Origin of the sequence: Phocaeicola abscessus CCUG 55929 (genome assembly GCF_000312445.1) — a bacterium.
Lineage (GTDB): Bacteria > Bacteroidota > Bacteroidia > Bacteroidales > Bacteroidaceae > Phocaeicola > Phocaeicola abscessus.
Genome location: NZ_HE997182.1, coordinates 858637 through 874689, shown reverse-complemented (window position 1 = coordinate 874689; position 16053 = coordinate 858637). Strand labels below are relative to the sequence as shown.

Annotated in this window: 17 protein-coding genes; 4 read left to right on the top strand and 13 right to left on the bottom strand. The window is 47.0% G+C overall.

Annotated features, from left to right (window positions below):
- From BN102_RS03520 to BN102_RS03480, 9 genes are all read right to left on the bottom strand, one after another.
- Nucleotides 1–1302, bottom strand: a complete 1302-nt coding sequence (locus BN102_RS03520; protein ID WP_036787194.1) for a BT_3928 family protein — start codon at nucleotides 1300–1302, stop codon at nucleotides 1–3.
- A 7-nt stretch (nucleotides 1303–1309) separates the two neighbouring features.
- Nucleotides 1310–1852 carry a DUF1599 domain-containing protein gene (locus BN102_RS03515; RefSeq protein WP_019207698.1) on the bottom strand — a complete coding sequence of 181 codons (543 nt, stop codon included), beginning with the start codon at nucleotides 1850–1852 and terminating at the stop codon, nucleotides 1310–1312.
- A 109-nt stretch (nucleotides 1853–1961) separates the two neighbouring features.
- Nucleotides 1962–2855 (bottom strand): peptidoglycan DD-metalloendopeptidase family protein, encoded by an 894-nt coding sequence (locus BN102_RS03510; RefSeq protein ID WP_021312109.1) that lies wholly within the window; start codon nucleotides 2853–2855, stop codon nucleotides 1962–1964.
- A gap of 252 nt (nucleotides 2856–3107) precedes the next feature.
- Complete coding sequence (gene recG / locus BN102_RS03505; protein ID WP_019207696.1) at nucleotides 3108–5204, bottom strand: ATP-dependent DNA helicase RecG; 2097 nt, start codon at nucleotides 5202–5204, stop codon at nucleotides 3108–3110.
- 3 nt (nucleotides 5205–5207) lie between these two features.
- Complete coding sequence (locus tag BN102_RS03500) at nucleotides 5208–5888, bottom strand: 2-C-methyl-D-erythritol 4-phosphate cytidylyltransferase (RefSeq protein WP_019207695.1); 681 nt, start codon at nucleotides 5886–5888, stop codon at nucleotides 5208–5210.
- Entirely contained in the window at nucleotides 5885–6433 is a 549-nt protein-coding gene (locus BN102_RS03495) for a DJ-1 family glyoxalase III (RefSeq protein WP_019207694.1), read from the bottom strand. Before BN102_RS03495 ends, BN102_RS03500 begins: the two co-directional genes overlap by 4 nt.
- An 18-nt stretch (nucleotides 6434–6451) precedes the next feature.
- The gene (locus BN102_RS03490; protein WP_036787191.1) at nucleotides 6452–7345 is read right to left on the bottom strand and encodes an energy transducer TonB; all 894 of its coding nucleotides are present in this window, start codon (nucleotides 7343–7345) and stop codon (nucleotides 6452–6454) included.
- A gap of 11 nt (nucleotides 7346–7356) precedes the next feature.
- Nucleotides 7357–7773 (bottom strand): ExbD/TolR family protein, encoded by a 417-nt coding sequence (locus BN102_RS03485; RefSeq protein WP_021312140.1) that lies wholly within the window; start codon nucleotides 7771–7773, stop codon nucleotides 7357–7359.
- 5 nt (nucleotides 7774–7778) lie between these two features.
- The gene (locus BN102_RS03480) at nucleotides 7779–8492 is read right to left on the bottom strand and encodes a MotA/TolQ/ExbB proton channel family protein (RefSeq protein ID WP_035456772.1); all 714 of its coding nucleotides are present in this window, start codon (nucleotides 8490–8492) and stop codon (nucleotides 7779–7781) included.
- A gap of 476 nt (nucleotides 8493–8968) precedes the next feature.
- Here BN102_RS03480 and BN102_RS03470 point away from each other — a divergent pair, with 476 nt between their 5' ends.
- The gene (locus BN102_RS03470) at nucleotides 8969–9856 is read left to right on the top strand and encodes an NAD kinase (RefSeq protein ID WP_019207689.1); all 888 of its coding nucleotides are present in this window, start codon (nucleotides 8969–8971) and stop codon (nucleotides 9854–9856) included.
- 12 nt (nucleotides 9857–9868) lie between these two features.
- Here the strand turns inward: BN102_RS03470 and BN102_RS03465 are convergent, their stop codons facing one another.
- On the bottom strand, nucleotides 9869–10243 hold the full coding sequence (locus tag BN102_RS03465) for a thioesterase family protein (RefSeq protein WP_019207688.1): 375 nt from the start codon (nucleotides 10241–10243) through the stop codon (nucleotides 9869–9871).
- A gap of 162 nt (nucleotides 10244–10405) precedes the next feature.
- On the opposite strand from BN102_RS03465, the gene BN102_RS03460 reads away from it, so the two are divergent.
- Together BN102_RS03460 and BN102_RS03455 are read left to right on the top strand one after the other, a co-directional pair.
- Entirely contained in the window at nucleotides 10406–10675 is a 270-nt protein-coding gene (locus BN102_RS03460; protein ID WP_019207687.1) for a hypothetical protein, read from the top strand.
- A gap of 45 nt (nucleotides 10676–10720) precedes the next feature.
- Nucleotides 10721–11311 (top strand): RNA polymerase sigma-70 factor, encoded by a 591-nt coding sequence (locus BN102_RS03455; protein WP_019207686.1) that lies wholly within the window; start codon nucleotides 10721–10723, stop codon nucleotides 11309–11311.
- A gap of 78 nt (nucleotides 11312–11389) precedes the next feature.
- Here the strand turns inward: BN102_RS03455 and BN102_RS03450 are convergent, their stop codons facing one another.
- The gene (locus tag BN102_RS03450) at nucleotides 11390–13261 is read right to left on the bottom strand and encodes an alpha-L-fucosidase (protein WP_036787188.1); all 1872 of its coding nucleotides are present in this window, start codon (nucleotides 13259–13261) and stop codon (nucleotides 11390–11392) included.
- A 100-nt stretch (nucleotides 13262–13361) separates the two neighbouring features.
- Here BN102_RS03450 and BN102_RS03445 point away from each other — a divergent pair, with 100 nt between their 5' ends.
- Complete coding sequence (locus BN102_RS03445; protein ID WP_019207684.1) at nucleotides 13362–14273, top strand: ComEA family DNA-binding protein; 912 nt, start codon at nucleotides 13362–13364, stop codon at nucleotides 14271–14273.
- A 99-nt stretch (nucleotides 14274–14372) separates the two neighbouring features.
- Here BN102_RS03445 and BN102_RS11115 read toward each other — a convergent pair whose 3' ends face one another.
- Nucleotides 14373–14600, bottom strand: a complete 228-nt coding sequence (locus BN102_RS11115) for a hypothetical protein (RefSeq protein WP_019207683.1) — start codon at nucleotides 14598–14600, stop codon at nucleotides 14373–14375.
- A gap of 186 nt (nucleotides 14601–14786) precedes the next feature.
- Nucleotides 14787–16052: a HEAT repeat domain-containing protein gene (locus BN102_RS11110; RefSeq protein ID WP_245545301.1), complete on the bottom strand. Its 1266-nt coding sequence runs from the start codon at nucleotides 16050–16052 to the stop codon at nucleotides 14787–14789.
- Between the last annotated feature and the right edge of the window lies 1 nt (nucleotide 16053).

Below are 16053 nucleotides of genomic sequence, written 5' to 3'. Positions count from 1 at the left end.
TTAATTGTTTTTATTTAAGGGTTTATTTTGAATAGTTTTATATCGTTCCCAAACCATGTCAATCATACAGAAGAAAAGCAATGGCAGGAAGAAGCATATAACAACCAATACCACTCGATAAAGAAAACTGCATCGGTTGATTTGCGCCAAAGGCAATTTTTCCAATCTGTCCGTCAACTGATATTCGTCTGGGAAATTATTCACGCTCCATTTATTGATGACTGTCCCGTCTTTTAACAATAACAGTCCCGGATTGGAGCGAATGATCGTGCGAAGCGTCGTGTCGTCAGATATGGCAAACGGATATTCCGCTCCGGTCCGCTCTTTCCAACACCGGATATCCTCGTCGGCAGAAGCTGTCAGGCAATAAAACGCATAACCATACTCCATGCAATAATCATAGAGTTCATTGATCAAATCGACGCTGCTATCGTCGGCACGATTCAGCTGAGGAGCGATCAACAGAAAAGAGAAATTTTTATCATTCAGCATCTCTTCTGTCAGCTCCGTCCCATCCTCCTGCCGGATGACGGAAAAATCACGAATAGGAGGTTCGTACCCTTTCTTGACCATCACTGTTCTGGAATCGACGAATGTCCACGTACTGTCAGGATAATCCTCTACGGTAAACTCTTTCTTCCGACCGTCTTTCTCCAGTATAAAATAAGTTTCATAAACCGAAGGAGATTTCCCTTCAGGTATTTCCATTCCTGCCTTGATATTAGCACCTATACGATAAGGACGAAAATCGAAGATCGGCAAATTCCTCCACGAATAGAGCATCACTCCCCCTACGAAGAGAAAGGCGTAGAGCTCCAGCAGCCAATCGAAGCGTTTCGTCACCAAGGGTCTTATCCTGTCTCTCCATTTGAAAACAGAGGCCGCAGCTACAAACAAACATATATTCTTCCCCAGTGTCTGCCAATTAGTCAACCGAATAGCATCTCCAAAACAACCGCAATCGGAGATTGGGTTCGCCCAAACAAGCCATAGGGTCAATAATGTCATTACACTCATTACGACGAAAACAGCTGCAGTAGAAATACGCCGCCGGAAACCGAAAAGCAAGAAAACGCCTAAAACGAACTCGATAACCGCCAACAATAGAGCGAACAAGAAAGACGCGGAGGTATGGACAAACGATCCCCAGCCTACTGCCTCCAGATAGTCCTGGATCTTATAAGTCGTACCTAACGGATCAATTGCTTTGACAAAACCTGAAAAGATAAATACTACAGCTAATACAAAGCGGCATACATTTGTCCACAAGCTCACTATCGTATGTAATTGTTGCTGTTTCAAAAGGTGTTTAATCTCCAAATTCTAATTTAATCAGTCCGAAAACGGCATAGTTGATCATATCCATGTAATTGGCATTTATACCTTCCGAGATCAATGTACTTCCGTTATTACTTTCAATTTCTTTCGTACGATTAATTTTGGTCAATATAAAATCAGTATACGAAGATGCCCGCATATCTCTCCAGGCTTCATTATAATCATGATTTTTTGCTTTCATCAATTCAAGCGTCTCCTTAGCATACTTATCATAAAGCTGTACAGCTTCGTCCGCACTAATATCTATCGTATCGGAATAACCTTTCTCCAATTGAATCAACGCAATGATGCCGTAATTAATGATACCTATCAGTTCCGACCGAATCCCTTCGTCAATCATAGCGATATGGGGCGTCTCGAGTGTTCTGATTCGTTTAGCCTTGATAAAAATCTGGTCTGTCAAAGAGGTAGCACGCATAATACGCCACGATGCGCCATAATCTTTCAGTTTTTTTATAAACAAATCCCGACAAATGGCAATGATTCGTTCAAATTGTTTATTGGTATCTTCCATTTTTCCTAATTAGGCAACAAAGTTATATAATTTTCCATAGAGGAATAAATAAAAAAGCGGAAAAGTCAATTTTTCCCGCCATTTATCTATTTCGTTATAAATTAACTTCTTAAGAACATCGAAGGACCTGCCCCGGTCGGAGTGTCTTATCCTGTGAAATATGATTCAATTTACACAACTGATTGACAGAAAGCCCGACAGATCGTGCAATCTTGCTCAAGGAATCACCTTTACGAACTTTATAATATTGCGGAGAAGCGTCTGACGAGGCCATTTGTTTGGAATTGCCCGCGCGGCCCCTTCTATCATACCGATCATATCCTTTACGGAAGAGATAAGTATCCGCTACAATGTCCTGCTTTTCAAAATCAAACAATAAGGCAGGATTGATAGGTTGCCCCAAGAATCGGGTTTCGAAGTGCAGATGCGAGCCACTCGATCGACCGGTGCTTCCGCCTAAGCCTATCGCTTCGCCGACCTCGACATATTGATTTTCCGCTACAAGTTGTTTGGAAAGATGACCGTATATGGTTTCCAATCCATTTTCATGGCGAATGACAATATAGCGTCCATAGCCTCGACCTTCATATTTAACGATACGCACCCTTCCCGAGAATGCCGCGCGAATCGTATCGCCGATATAGACTTTTACATCCAATCCATAATGCATACGTCGACGTCGAGGACGATATCCAAAAACATCCGTAATTCGAGTATGATCTGTAGGCATACAAAAATCGGCCAAATGAATGCTAAATGTATCGGGAATTTGGACATCCTTGCCGTACGTATTGACAAAACTGTTCTGCCAATCAGGGTAGATGTCGTATGCGGGATATGCCGACTGTTCTGCTTTTATCTGACGAGCCAAAGCGACCGAATCGACTGCCTTCAACTTCTTATCTATAGGAGCCTGCTTAGCTAACAGATCTTGACCGGACACATGATGGCTCACAAAGGCAATAGCTACGGTAACGATTATTTTGGAACATTTAAAGATCATCAATTTCTTTTTAAACACTATTACGAATCCGCCTAAACGGCATAAAGTTCGAGCTTACGACTATCTTTTTTCAAAAATTCGGTTCAAATATAACCTTTTTCTTTTTAGATGCAACTATCGCTTAACTCTTTTTCATATCCGATTCCGTTTTTTCTTCTTTCCAAAGCCTGTAACTCGCTATGTATGTGCAGGAAAGAGATATTTTATGTTACACAACACAAAATAACAAATTTAACAGGAAGGAGTAACCTATTAAGAAATAATCGACCAATCCACATTTGTCTTACGCATGACGGCTAATTGCTTCCAAACAATTCTATTTTCGGGCAAGGATGCAGAAGGATCTTCCTCGATGAGCCTCTCCGCTATATCACGTACATACTGTAAAAGCTGCCCGTCATGCGCCAGATCCGCGATCTTCAGGTCAAAGGCAATGCCGCTTTGTTGGGTTCCCTCCAGATCTCCGGGGCCTCGAAGTTTTAAATCCGCTTCGGCAATTTCAAAGCCATCATTCGTCTGAACCATGATCTCTATACGTTTCCTCGTATCTTTCGACAATTTATAAGAAGTTACCAACACACAATAGGATTGTTCGGCACCGCGCCCTACTCTTCCCCGCAACTGGTGCAGTTGTGACAAGCCGAAACGCTCGGCATTTTCGATCACCATCACCGATGCGTTGGGCACATTGATTCCTACCTCTATGACCGTCGTCGCTACCATGATTCGGGTCTCTCCATTCACAAAGCGTTGCATTTCGGCGTCTTTCTCTGACGGCTTTAGTTTTCCATGCACTTTACCAACCTTACAATAGGGGAAAGCCTCGCAAATCCTTTCGTAGCCATCTTCCAAATTCTTTAAAGACAATTTCTCATTTTCTTTAATTAAAGGATAGACAATATACACCTGGTGGCCGAACTCCATTTGCGAAGCTATAAAAGCATACAGCTCCTCCCGGTGATTCTCAAAAGTATGAATCGTTTTCACGGATTTTCTACCCGGAGGAAGTTCATCGATCACGGACACATCCAAATCTCCATAAAGGGTCATCGCCAACGTTCTCGGAATGGGTGTCGCCGTCATGACCAAGACATGAGGCGGACAGGCGTTCTTCGTCCACATCTTCGCCCGTTGAGCCACGCCAAACCGGTGTTGTTCGTCGATCACTACCAATCCCAATCGGGAAAAGTTCACCGTATTTTCGAAAATCGCATGGGTTCCTATCAATATTTTCACTTCGCCGGTTATCAGGTCGCTCAGTATTTGTTCCCGTTTTTTTCCTTTTACCGTCCCCATCAACAGCTCTACCTGAATATTCATTCCGTGCAGCAAATGGGTAAGGGTTTCATAATGCTGAGAGGCCAATATCTCCGTCGGCGCGATAATACAGGCCTGATAACCATTATCCAAAGCCAGGAGCATTGACATTAAAGCCACCAACGTTTTTCCGCTTCCCACATCTCCCTGTAACAGTCGATTCATTTGCCGACCACTTCCGGTATCGGTACGAATCTCTTTAATCACGCGTTTTTGAGCGTCGGTCAACCGAAACGGAAGTTTTTCCGCATAGAAGGTATTAAAGATCTCACCTACCTGTTCAAAGCGCAGCCCCGTATATTTTTTCCGTCGTTCTTTCGCATAGCGCAAAATGTGAAGCTGAATATAAAAGAGTTCTTCGAACTTCAACCGATGTTGCGCATTTCGCAAATGTGTCGGAGTTTGAGGGAAATGAATGGCATGAAGCGCTTCGTCCAGGCTCATCAGCCTGTGTTTCGTTACAATGCGTTCGCTCAACGTCTCTGCCAACGGTTCTTTCAGCAAATCGAACGCATGTCGCATCAATTTTTCCAGCACATGGGAAGTCAAATTGTTTCGCTTCATTCTCTCGGTAGTGTTATAAAAAGGTTGCATTCCCATCGAAGATAGCACCAATTCGTTTACCGGATCGATATCGGGATGCGCTACTTGAATGCGTCCGTTAAAGACGGTCGGTTTTCCAAAGACGATATAATCCTGACGCACCTTATACGCCTTCATCATATATTTGATCCCTCGGAACCAAACCAGATCGATCATCCCCGTTCCATCGGAAAAGTGGGCTATCAGTCGACGGGTTCGTCCTTCCCCCATCGTCTCGAAGCTTAGAATCTGTCCTTTCAACTGAATGAAAGGCATATTGCCATCTATTTCCCGAATGGTGTACAGGTGGCTTCGATCGATGTATTTATAAGGGAAATAATAGAAGAAATCGTGCAAGGAATAGATATTCAATTCCTTGTTTAATAAAAAAGCCCGTTGCGGACCGACTCCCGGGACGTATTTTATATCAAATGCAGTTATATCAAGCATGACTCAGCTCAACTGCCGTTTCGCCAATAATTCTCCGATTTGCCAATCAAATGGCGTCGTAATTTTTATGTTTTCCCAATTACCTTCCGTCAGATACACTTTTTCTCCTAATGCCTCCACCACCGAAGCATCATCGGTAAATTGCGAGGAATAAGTTTGCCGATAAGCTTTCTTCAACAAAGAAACAGCAAACACTTGCGGCGTTTGTACCAGCTTATATTCATCTCGCGGAACGGTTTCACTCTCCTCACCTACCGTATGACGAACCGTTTCCATCATCTCGGTAACCGGGATAACGGCTCTCTTTGTTTCCGCCATTTCGTAACAGCGCGTTATCATCTCCTTCGAGACAAAGGGGCGCACCCCGTCGTGAACGCCAACTATTCCTTCTTTCTCTTCCTTAATCAGCGTCAATCCATTCTTTACAGATTGAAAGCGGGTCTCTCCTCCTGCGGCGACCTGGTGAGGAACGGTAAATTGATACCGTTCGCAAAGTCTCTGCCAATACGTTTGCTGATCGGCCGGAAGCACCAAAACGATACGTATTCGATTATCGTAACGGTAAAAGGCTTCCGCCGTGCGCATCAATACCGGTTTCCCCGATAGGGGTAAAAACTGTTTGGGAATCTCTCCTCCCATTCGAAGGCCTTTCCCTCCTGCTACGATAATCACGTATTTATTCATTCGACTATCATGCCTGTGCGAAGTTCTTTTACCTTCGCCGGGTCGATATATTTCCTAACGATGGCAAAAGCGAATTCCATGGCAGCTCCAGGCCCCTTCCCCGTAATAAAATTACCATCTTCCTGAATCAAAGCCGCAGTATAATCGGCGCCTTCAAGGAATCTCTCAAAACCGGGATAGCAGGTGACTTTCTTCCCTTTCAGCAGCCCGCGTTTTCCATAAACCAAGGGGGCAGCGCAAATAGCCGATAAGGGTTTGCCTGCTCGGGCGAAACGACAGATCAGTTCGTTCAATCCGGTATGAGCGTCCAAATGGGTCGCTCCCGGCATACCTCCGGGAAGTACGATCATCGCGATATCTTCTTCTTTGATTTCCTCGAACAATTTATCGGCTATCACAGGGACTTGATGGGCCCCTCTTACGGTTTTATCGCCCGTTACAGAAACGGTCGATACGGGGATTCCCGCCCGACGCAACACATCTACCGGAGTCAACGCCTCCACTTCTTCAAAACCTTCCGCTAAAAAAACACAAATCGTCTTCATAAGTTATCTGTTTTAAGATCATTTCAACTTAAAATAATAGGTAATCGTACCGATTTGATCGTTCACGCCGTCGATTCGGTTGAACCGGGCTTTTTTCGCCGCATTCATCGCTGCTTCGCGCAATTTTTCATTTACCGTATTCGTCCGTTTGTTGATGCTCGTCCGACTCACCCGGCCGTCCGGATCGACAGTGATCGTAACGACCACGCGCCCTTCGTCCTGCACATTATAGACAGGTACGGGCAGGCCTCCCGGTCCAAGAGACCGTCCGTTCAAATCGAACGCACCGTAACCGCCTATGCCCGAACTCTTTCCCGTGTCCGAATTTCCTGTCGGGCTGCCTTGTATTCCTTCTCCTCTCTCGCCAGTACCGCGGCTCCCCATTTTCATTCCTTTCCCGAAGGCGCCGGCCACGGACTGGGCGGCCTGGGCCGCAGCCGCTTTTTCCGCCGCCACTTTCTTTTCGGCGGCTATCCGATCCGCTTCCGCCTTCTTCTCGACTTCCGACTTTTCTTCATGTTTAACCGTCGACTTTCTATGCTTTTCCGCAGGCTTTGCCGTCTCTTTTTTCGGCTTTGTCTTTGCAGTATTCTTGTCGTTCTTCGACGCAGGCATTTCCACCGTTTTTTCTTCCTCTTGCACTATCAACTTATCGGCATCCGCTTTGGAAGGCGGCTCCGGTTCGACAGATACGGCTTCAGCTTGCGGCATGCCCGTTTCCACCCTATCGACTCGAGTCGACATCGCCGGATCCGCATCGCCCGAAGCAATATCGATCTCTCCGAGCACGACGGGCACGCCCCCCTCCGCCTGCACCTCGGGGCGATGGATAAAGACGAAAAACAAGATCAGAAGCATTGCGATATGCAGTATCGCCGTACCTACCAATCCTGTTATTTTATCTTTTCTCATTGCCATGAATGCTACTTCTTTTGGGGCGGCCGCGTGGCCAAGACCATCTTGAAATGATTTTCGTTCGCGATATTCAATACCTTTACGATTTCCGCATAAGGAACCGTTTCATCGGCATAAAGGGCCACATACATATCCGGCTCCTTTGCGGCGCATTGTTTCAGAAAAGAGGGCAGTTCGGTTTCGCCTACGGGCATCTCCGCCTCCTTGCCGAATCCCGCATAATAGTTGAGATGCTTATCGATAATCACCCTTGTCAACGGCTTTGCCGAAGTTTGTTGTTTCCCTTGAGGGAGCAGTACCTTGATGGCGTTCGGCGAAACCATCGTCGAGGTAATCATAAAGAAGATCAGCAAAAGGAAGATGATGTCCGTCATCGACGACATACTGAACTGCGGTGAAATTCGGTGTCTTCTTTTAAGTGCCATAAGTCTCAGTTTTGACTCGGTTCATTGAGCAAGTCCATGAATTCCATCGTCTTCGCTTCCATCTGTCCTACGACTTTATCAATGCGAGTCACCAAATAATTATAGGCGAACATCGCTGCAATACCTACGATCAAACCGCCCACCGTGGTGATCATGGCTTCGTAAATGCCACCCGAAAGCAAGGTGATGTCAATATTGTTCCCGGCATTAGCCATTTCGAAAAAGGCTTTCACCATGCCTGTCACCGTTCCGAGGAAACCGATCATGGGGGCGCCGCTGGCGATGGTCGACACGATGGCCAATCCGTTTTCCATCTTGGCGATTTCTATATTTCCCGTGTTCTCGATGGCCGCCTGTACATCCTGGACGGGATGCTTCATCCGACTGATACCTTTTTCTATCATGTGAGCAGCCGGCGTGTTGGTTATCCGACAATAGTTCAGAGCCGATTTGATCTCGCCCGTACGGATATAATCACGGATACGTTCCATAAACAAGGGGTCGTCTTTCCCCGCTCTTCGTATTACCGCCAAGCGTTCGAAGAAAATATAAAAACAAACAACAGATAAGACAGCCAGAACGATCATGATCCATCCTCCTTTTTCCGTCATATCCCATAAATTCATCTGCGCTTCACCCGAAGCCTGCGTAAGAACGGGATTACCTGTCAAAGTATCCGTCAAGGCTGCCTGCGCAACCATCAAGCCAACATTTATCATGCTTATTATTATTTCTTTCTATTCCATTTTCTGTTGCGAGCAAAGATACGGCAAATCGAAAGCAGAAGCAAAGTTTTTTAATGATTTTATGATATCGTACGAATTTTCAAAAAGGACGGTCCGACTTGTTTGCGGGAAGGGCGGAAAAGCACGGCCTTCCTCCGTCGGGTGCCCCGAAGTCCGAAGAGACGTAGCCGTGCATCGAAAATTTTATAGGTACGAAACAGAAATTTCGTAGGCATAAAAATTTATTAACGTGCCTACGTTAACATTTTTTTATCAGCATGAAACGAATAAACCGCGGCTGCCGCGGACAGGCTCCTTACCGGATGCTAAAATGCGCCATACTGCAGCTCACGCCCAATCGGGACAAACGCCGGCATCCACACGTTCTCCGTTTTCAAGATTTATTTTCAAGAATTCTTTCATATACCTTCGAATTGGTTTATCTTTATGCCCGAGAAAAATGAAACGACGTGTCGGAGAAAAAACTTACATTCGCCTTATTCGGCCATACTTTCCAAGCGGAGAAATCGGTCTACATCGAAGCATTACTTTCCATGCTCAAGGAAAGAGGGGGAAAGATCGTCATTGCCCGAAACTTTTACCAATACTTAAAAAATACGCTCAAACGGCCTTTTGCGGTCGACGGAGTATTCGATACCACCGATTATGAAGCCGATATCGTATTGAGCATCGGCGGCGACGGGACCTTCCTTCAGGCCGCCAGCAACGTAGGCGGGCGGGATACGCCCATACTGGGCATCAATACGGGGAGATTGGGTTTCTTAGCCGATACGACCCCCGCCGAAATGAAACAGACGTTCGACGATATTTTCCAGCATCGTTATCAAATAGAATCCAGAAGTCTCTTACAAGTCGAATGTCCTGAACAGCCGTTACGCGGTTACCCTTTCGGGCTCAACGAGATTTCGGTGCTGAAAAGAGACAGCTCTTCGATGATCTCCATTCGCACCACGGTCAACGATATCTATTTGAACACTTACCAGGCCGACGGTTTGATTCTGGCTACGCCTACCGGCTCCACCGCTTACTCGCTGAGCGTAGGCGGGCCGATCATCGCGCCCCAGAGCAATACCATTGCCATGACGCCGGTTGCCCCGCACAGTCTGAACATGCGCCCGATCGTACTGACCGACGACTGTCAGATCATCCTGGAAGTAGAGAGCCGAAGCCATAACTTTCTGGTTTCCATCGACGGCCGGAGCGAAACTTGCCGTCAGGGCAGCCGATTGATTATCCGGAAAGCTCCTTTTACGGTGAAGCTCATCAAACGCCTCGGGCATCATTTCTTCGAGACGCTGCATCAGAAGATGATGTGGGGAGCAGACGGCAGAGTATAGTGCGCGTTCAGCCTATCCCAATTTGGCGAGAAACGTCTCCCTGTCCACGATAAACCGCACGTGAACGCCTTCGCCAATCACCGTTCCGTGCTGACGGGCCTCTACCCTGAAAGTCAACTTGCGCCCTTCGATTTTCTCCAGCAAAGCCGTCGCCGCGATGAGCGTTCCTATTTTCGACGGGCGGAGATGAGACGAGGTCATAGATCCGCCTACCGTCGTACTGCCTTCCGGCAAGGCGTGAACGACAGCCCACATCGCGGCATTTTCCATCAACGCCATCATCGCAGGTGTGGCCAGAACGTCCATGTCCCCCGAGCCCAAGGCAACGGCCGTATGCTCTCGGGCAACCACCAACGTACTCGTATGAGTCAATCCTTCTTCTAACATAAGTCTTCATTTGAAACATACAAAAGTAAGCATATTCCGATTACGATCCCCCGTTTTTACCTCATCGAAACGGATTTATTCATAAATATCCGACCGGTTCGTGCATTCTTCCAACAAAAACAGTTATATTCGCGTTATGTTTATCCTCATGAGTCCATTCACATGAAAAGAATCTTACTACTTCCGTTTCGTCTGCTTATTCCCCTTTCAGCCCATGCCCAAGCCACCCTTTCGCCGATCTTCGGCATCGATACGGCAAACGTACGGCGGAATAAATCAGTGCGTGTCTATATCGCGCCGCGTGGCGTGGGTAAGCAACCGCCGTACCGAAAGGTGCAGTCTATATCAAGCATGTCAAAAACGGCCGACGGGGAAATCCGTTCTACCGTCGAGGTTCCGGAAGGAATAAAAATCATCCCGAGTAAACGATGAAGTACGGAAAATATCGAGGTTTTCACCGGCCCTCTCCCCCCGCCCATGAATAGCTCGGAATCTACAGACGCTCGAGCAGAAACGGAGGATTGCCTCACTTTCAACGAAATCTACAATACCTATTATAGAAAGGCGTTCTTGTTTGCCAAATCGTACGTACAAAACGATTTCGCGGCCGAAGATATCGTGGCCGACTCCATGATAACCTTATGGAAACACTGGGATAACAAAAGGCAAAAGACGATTCATGCTTTCCTGCTGAATATTCTGAAGAATAAGGCCTTAGACTATTTAAAACACAGGCGGACAGAGCTTTCGGTCGTGGAAACCCTCCATGTCTGGGAACAGCAAGAATTGGACATTCAAATCGAGGCCCTCGAAGCCTGCAATCCCCATGATATCTTCTCCCAAGAAATGACAGCCATCATCCATTCCACCCTTCATTCCTTATCCGAAAAAACACGGCGAATCTTTTATATGAGTCGTTTCGAAGAACTCAGCAACAAACAGATCGCCTGCCGGCTCAAACTTTCCGAAAAGAGTATCGAATATCATATCACAAAGGCTCTCAAAACTTTGCAAAAAGCCTTGAAAGACTATCTGCCCCTGTGCGCCCTCCTGTTCTGTTTTAACTAAAGAGATCTATATTTCGCCGAATGCGAACAGTTGCCCTGTCAGTCAAAGGCTACGATGAGGTTCAATTCCTCTGTGATCTTATTCCGTCAGAACACCTATTTCGGCAATGGAGACGAACGACTCCCCGTTTATTTCTTCTAAGGGTTCCAACTTCAGATAACGGGCGGGCTGCTTTCCCCAACGGACGAATTGGGGGATCGGATTACGGGCGACGTTACTGAACTCGCCGCGGACATCGCATTTGGTCCAGCTGGTTCCGTCCCTGCTCAGGGAAACTCGATATTTATAGATAGTGCCTCTCACGTTTTCTCCTTGCACGGGAGCGTACGTAAAGCCGGCGAGATCGAATTCCTTTCCGCAATCCAACACGATGGGGGAAAGAGAAGGAGTTCGATAAACGGTTTCTCGTTTCCCGTCGACGATTTTACTCAATTCCGCCTCGTCACCTAATACTTTCAAGTCATTTATATCCGACAAACTGACTGCCGTTTCGTTATCGGAAAGGATAGGTGCAAAGAGGACTTCTACATTCGCGATATGAAATTCTTTCCTTGCCGAGGTAACCGTTACCCTGATCCGATCGGTTTTAAAAGCGGGAACGCGGAACAATCGTTTGTAACCGATGGTCGTTCCTTCGCAGAGCAAGGTCCATCGATTTCCTTCCCGTTTTTCTATTTTAAAGTTTTCTACGCGCTGTCCTTGGGTGATATCCTCCTGAATCAGGACGACATTTCCTTCATGCTCCGCGGACAGGCCGTATATTTTCGAATCGCCGTCTTTTCCGTCGAACGAACGCTTCTTATCCGTAATAAAATCCGTCGCGTACATCTTCTGCAAATACAGATTCAATTCCTTGATGCGCCGGACATCCACGTCATGGAGCCTGCCTCTTCGGTCGGGAGGAATATTTAATAACAATACGGCGTTGTAACCGACGGATTGGAAATAGATATCGACCAATTTCTCTAAGGATTTGACCTGATTGTCTTGCTCCTGATGATAGAACCATCCCGGGCGAATAGAAACGTCGACTTCGGAGGGATACCAGTATACTTCTTTTGCTTTGACGAGCAGCGCCCTGCTTCCTAAATCTTTCGACATATTGTCGATGCCCAATTCTGCATTCCATTCGATGTGATGAGGATGAACCCCGGAAGTGAGGGGCGTCACGCTCCATTCCGTCTCGCGGCCGAGCCCGTTTTCATTCCCCACCCATCGTACGTCGTTCCCTACGATGGCAGTCACGGCTTCAGGCTGGAGCCTGGCGATGACGTCACGAAAAGCCGGGAAATCATACTCCTGTTTCTTCCCGTTCGGCCCTTCCCCGCAAGCGCCGTCGAACCATACCTCGTGGATCTCTCCATAATCGGTCAACAGTTCGGTCAATTGCCGAATGAAATATTCATTATATTGGGGCGAATCGCCATAGCATGGAGCATGCCGATCCCACGGAGAAAGATAAACTCCGAATTTGACACCGTATTTTCTACAAGCTTCGCTCAACGCTTTGACTACGTCTCCTTTTCCATCCATCCATTTCGAAGAAGCTACGGAATAATCGGTCGTGCTTGTCGGCCAAAGGCAAAATCCGTCATGATGTTTCGCTGTGAGGATCGCCATTTTATAACCTCCTTCCTGCAGCGCTTTTACCCATTGTTCTGCGTCGAAATCCGTCGGGTTGAAAACGGCGGGATCGTCCGCACCGCCTCCCCATTCGTTGCCGGTGAATGTATTCATGCCGAAATGTAGGAAGGCCGTCAGCTCGCACTGTTGCCAAGCTAATTGCGGTTCGGAAGGAACCACGCGGGCAGCCATATCTATCTTCTCTTCGGGCGTCGCACCTTCGGGAAAGGTTACTTGTTGGACGAAATGGACTTCTTTCGCTTGCCTGCAACCTCCCAGCAGGAGAGAAAAAGAGAAAAGAAAAACGGATAAGTTATACTTTCTCATGAAAGTGGCCAATTAGTGCGGAAAGTTACGACATTATTTTGAAAAACAGAAGAAAAAATGATTACTTTTGTCCGTATACGATAATTACGATAGACTTGACATGTGGAAAGACTTTTTTTACTATTCGAAAAGCGAGCGCAGAGCCGTACTGCTCTTACTGTTTCTCATCGGTGCGATGCTTGCCCTATGGATGGGTTATCCCTACTTATGTACTGACAAAGTCGAGGAAGAAGAGCCTTCTTTCGAAAAGCTGTCTCTCTTTCTGAATCAACTGGATAGCATCGACGGAAGAAGGAACCGCTACCCTTCTTCTCCAAAGAAGGTGGAAAGCGTGCTGTCGAGGTTCGATCCGAACACGGCCGATTCTCTATCGCTGCTACGGCTCGGATTACCGGCTTTCGCGATCCGTAATTTATTGAAATACCGGAGGGCGGGCGGAACATTCGAGACTCCGGATGCGCTGGCGAAAATATACGGTCTGTCGAAGGAAAAGTTTAACGAGTTGAGACCTTATATCCGTTTAGAAGCATCGGAACGGAAAGAAGCGGCTCGAGAAAAGTCGGCGCCTCTTCGGGAAAAACCTATAAATCGGCCATTGGAAAGGCAGTTTAAGTATCCAGCCGGCGTGCAAGTCGATGCAAATGCCGCCGATACGGCCGAATTGAAGAAGATACCGGGCATCGGGAGTTTTATCGCCCGACAGATCGTCGATTACCGGCGACGTTTGGGCGGTTTCTACAAAGTGGAACAGTTGGAGGAGTTGAAGTGGATAACGCCCCATATGCTGCACTGGCTCAAGGTGGAGGAAGCGCCTTTACAAAAAATCGATATCAATAAAGCAGGACTTGACCGACTCCGAAACCATCCTTACATAAACTTTTACCAAGCGAAAGTAATCACAGAACATCGGAAGAAAAGGGGACCGATAAAGAATCCGGCACAATTATCCCTTTATGAAGAATTTACGAAGGAAGATTTGGAACGGCTGGCACCCTACTTCGCTTTTGAATAAAAAAGGACGAAGGTAAACGGTGCGACGAACAAAAGCGTCAGAAGCATAGATACGTAGCCTCTCGCAGATTCTGTGACGAGACGACGCTGGTTACGGCATTCACGGGAGCGATCGAGAGAGGAAGTCTCGTATCCCTTGCAATCTGCGGAGAGAGCGCTTGAGCTCAGTATTCAGTTTTTGATCATCAGTCTTTATCAACCCCAATGTCTTGGCAATGTCTGCCCCACGGTAACTGATGTCATACCAACCCAGCGTATGAACGGCATCCGTACGCACTTCCACCGGACGATTCTCATCGGCTGCGATTTTCAACAGTTCATCGATCATCAGAGGACTTGGATGATTGCGATACCCATAGATGACGTTGCGATAAACACTCGGTTTCCGATTGGGTTCCGCGAGTTCCTTCTTATCATTTGTTATACGGCGCCTGTCGGTGCTAAATGATCGCCTGAGTTTCCTGACAATGGTATCGCTATAAAGGTATCTGCCTCGGATCTGGCGGTCCAGTTCCTACTCCAAGGTATCAGGATCAAAGGACGCCGTGGCACCGGTCAGACGAAATGCGAGTCGTTTCTCATGGCCTCTGTGGAGAAACGTACTTACAAAAGCGGGAATCAGCGAAGGGTCAGCAATGCGTTCAACATACTCTCCCGAGAGACGACGTACAAGTTCGTAGCTATCGTTGAGACTCTCTTTAAGCGTAGAAACAGCATGCGCTGGATAGTAGAGCGAAAGAAGTTTTATCGCTTCCATACGGACGACGAAATTATCTGAGCCCCAATAGATCTGCCGATAAAGCTTCCGGAGATTCTTTTCGCCGGCATACAGCAGTTGACGCAATGCCATTGCTTGAATATCGGGCATTGGACTCGACAACTGCTTGCGCCAATAGGCTGCATTGCGGTCGTGCAGAACGAGTGCCCGGTTGATGTTAGCGGTAAATTTGCTGTTGTTCTTGAAGTGAAAGGTCGGATCACCGATAACATGGCTTTCCAAGTAACCGGTAAATCGATTGAACTGTCCCACTCTCATGCCGGCAGCCAAAAGTCCTGCAAACTCGTCAGGCCATTTGTCTTGTAAGGCGTTCACCGTATTTCCGATGACAGCGACGGTATGCCCCGGAGCGAAGATATAGGCTCCGGCAAGGTAATCTTTCTTGTAGAATGAACCGTTGAAACAAACGTCGAAGAGAATGAATTTGGCACCCGGATGGAGCTTATGCACATCGTAAGCATGGATATCGAGTGTCTCATTGAAAATAAAGTCTCGTACGAGCTTTATCGAGTCGAAAGCCTCTTCGCACCACTTCTTTGGTACTTCCAAATAGTTCATATATTCTTTCACAGCCTCTTCCTTACCCACCTTTTGAGCTCTTGCGGGCAACTTGCTGCGCAAGTAGCGTTTAATAGCCCCGATGTTTTCGGTTATGGACGAGCTCTCGGGATAACCGTTGATATATTCCGTATCGACAGCCCCATGATGATGAAAGAGCATGACGTCAAGTTCGGGGTTTTGAACCTCGTTGAGAAAGATGTTCCTCATCAGATAGACATCATCATAATCGAAGAACTTCACCGTGTTGCCCAGACAGAAAAGCTGCGGCATCTGTTCTCGCAAGGCGATCTGCTCTCCAGTCCACGCCAGCTTATCCTGCGAATTGTAGCTATGTCCACGAGCTATCGAGAGATGATCTATCACGTTGTCGGTATACTGCTTCTCCCGCACTGCTTTCATCAGATAATCGCTCAGAAGTTGATATTTGTCAGTATCTTCCATC

Excerpts from the sequence above, each read along its gene's own strand:
- BN102_RS03515 (WP_019207698.1), bottom strand. The coding sequence starts at position 1,852 with ATGGAAGATACCAATAAACAATTTGAACGAATCATTGCCATTTGTCGG.
- BN102_RS03510 (WP_021312109.1), bottom strand. The coding sequence starts at position 2,855 with ATGATCTTTAAATGTTCCAAAATAATCGTTACCGTAGCTATTGCCTTT.
- recG (WP_019207696.1), bottom strand. The coding sequence starts at position 5,204 with ATGCTTGATATAACTGCATTTGATATAAAATACGTCCCGGGAGTCGGT.
- BN102_RS03500 (WP_019207695.1), bottom strand. The coding sequence starts at position 5,888 with ATGAATAAATACGTGATTATCGTAGCAGGAGGGAAAGGCCTTCGAATG.
- BN102_RS03495 (WP_019207694.1), bottom strand. The coding sequence starts at position 6,433 with ATGAAGACGATTTGTGTTTTTTTAGCGGAAGGTTTTGAAGAAGTGGAG.
- BN102_RS03490 (WP_036787191.1), bottom strand. The coding sequence starts at position 7,345 with ATGAGAAAAGATAAAATAACAGGATTGGTAGGTACGGCGATACTGCAT.
- BN102_RS03485 (WP_021312140.1), bottom strand. The coding sequence starts at position 7,773 with ATGGCACTTAAAAGAAGACACCGAATTTCACCGCAGTTCAGTATGTCG.
- BN102_RS03480 (WP_035456772.1), bottom strand. The coding sequence starts at position 8,492 with ATGATAAATGTTGGCTTGATGGTTGCGCAGGCAGCCTTGACGGATACT.
- BN102_RS03465 (WP_019207688.1), bottom strand. The coding sequence starts at position 10,243 with ATGTTAGAAGAAGGATTGACTCATACGAGTACGTTGGTGGTTGCCCGA.
- BN102_RS03460 (WP_019207687.1), top strand. The coding sequence starts at position 10,406 with ATGAAAAGAATCTTACTACTTCCGTTTCGTCTGCTTATTCCCCTTTCA.
- BN102_RS03455 (WP_019207686.1), top strand. The coding sequence starts at position 10,721 with ATGAATAGCTCGGAATCTACAGACGCTCGAGCAGAAACGGAGGATTGC.
- BN102_RS03450 (WP_036787188.1), bottom strand. The coding sequence starts at position 13,261 with ATGAGAAAGTATAACTTATCCGTTTTTCTTTTCTCTTTTTCTCTCCTG.
- BN102_RS03445 (WP_019207684.1), top strand. The coding sequence starts at position 13,362 with ATGTGGAAAGACTTTTTTTACTATTCGAAAAGCGAGCGCAGAGCCGTA.
- BN102_RS11115 (WP_019207683.1), bottom strand. The coding sequence starts at position 14,600 with ATGATCGATGAACTGTTGAAAATCGCAGCCGATGAGAATCGTCCGGTG.
- BN102_RS11110 (WP_245545301.1), bottom strand. The coding sequence starts at position 16,052 with ATGGAAGATACTGACAAATATCAACTTCTGAGCGATTATCTGATGAAA.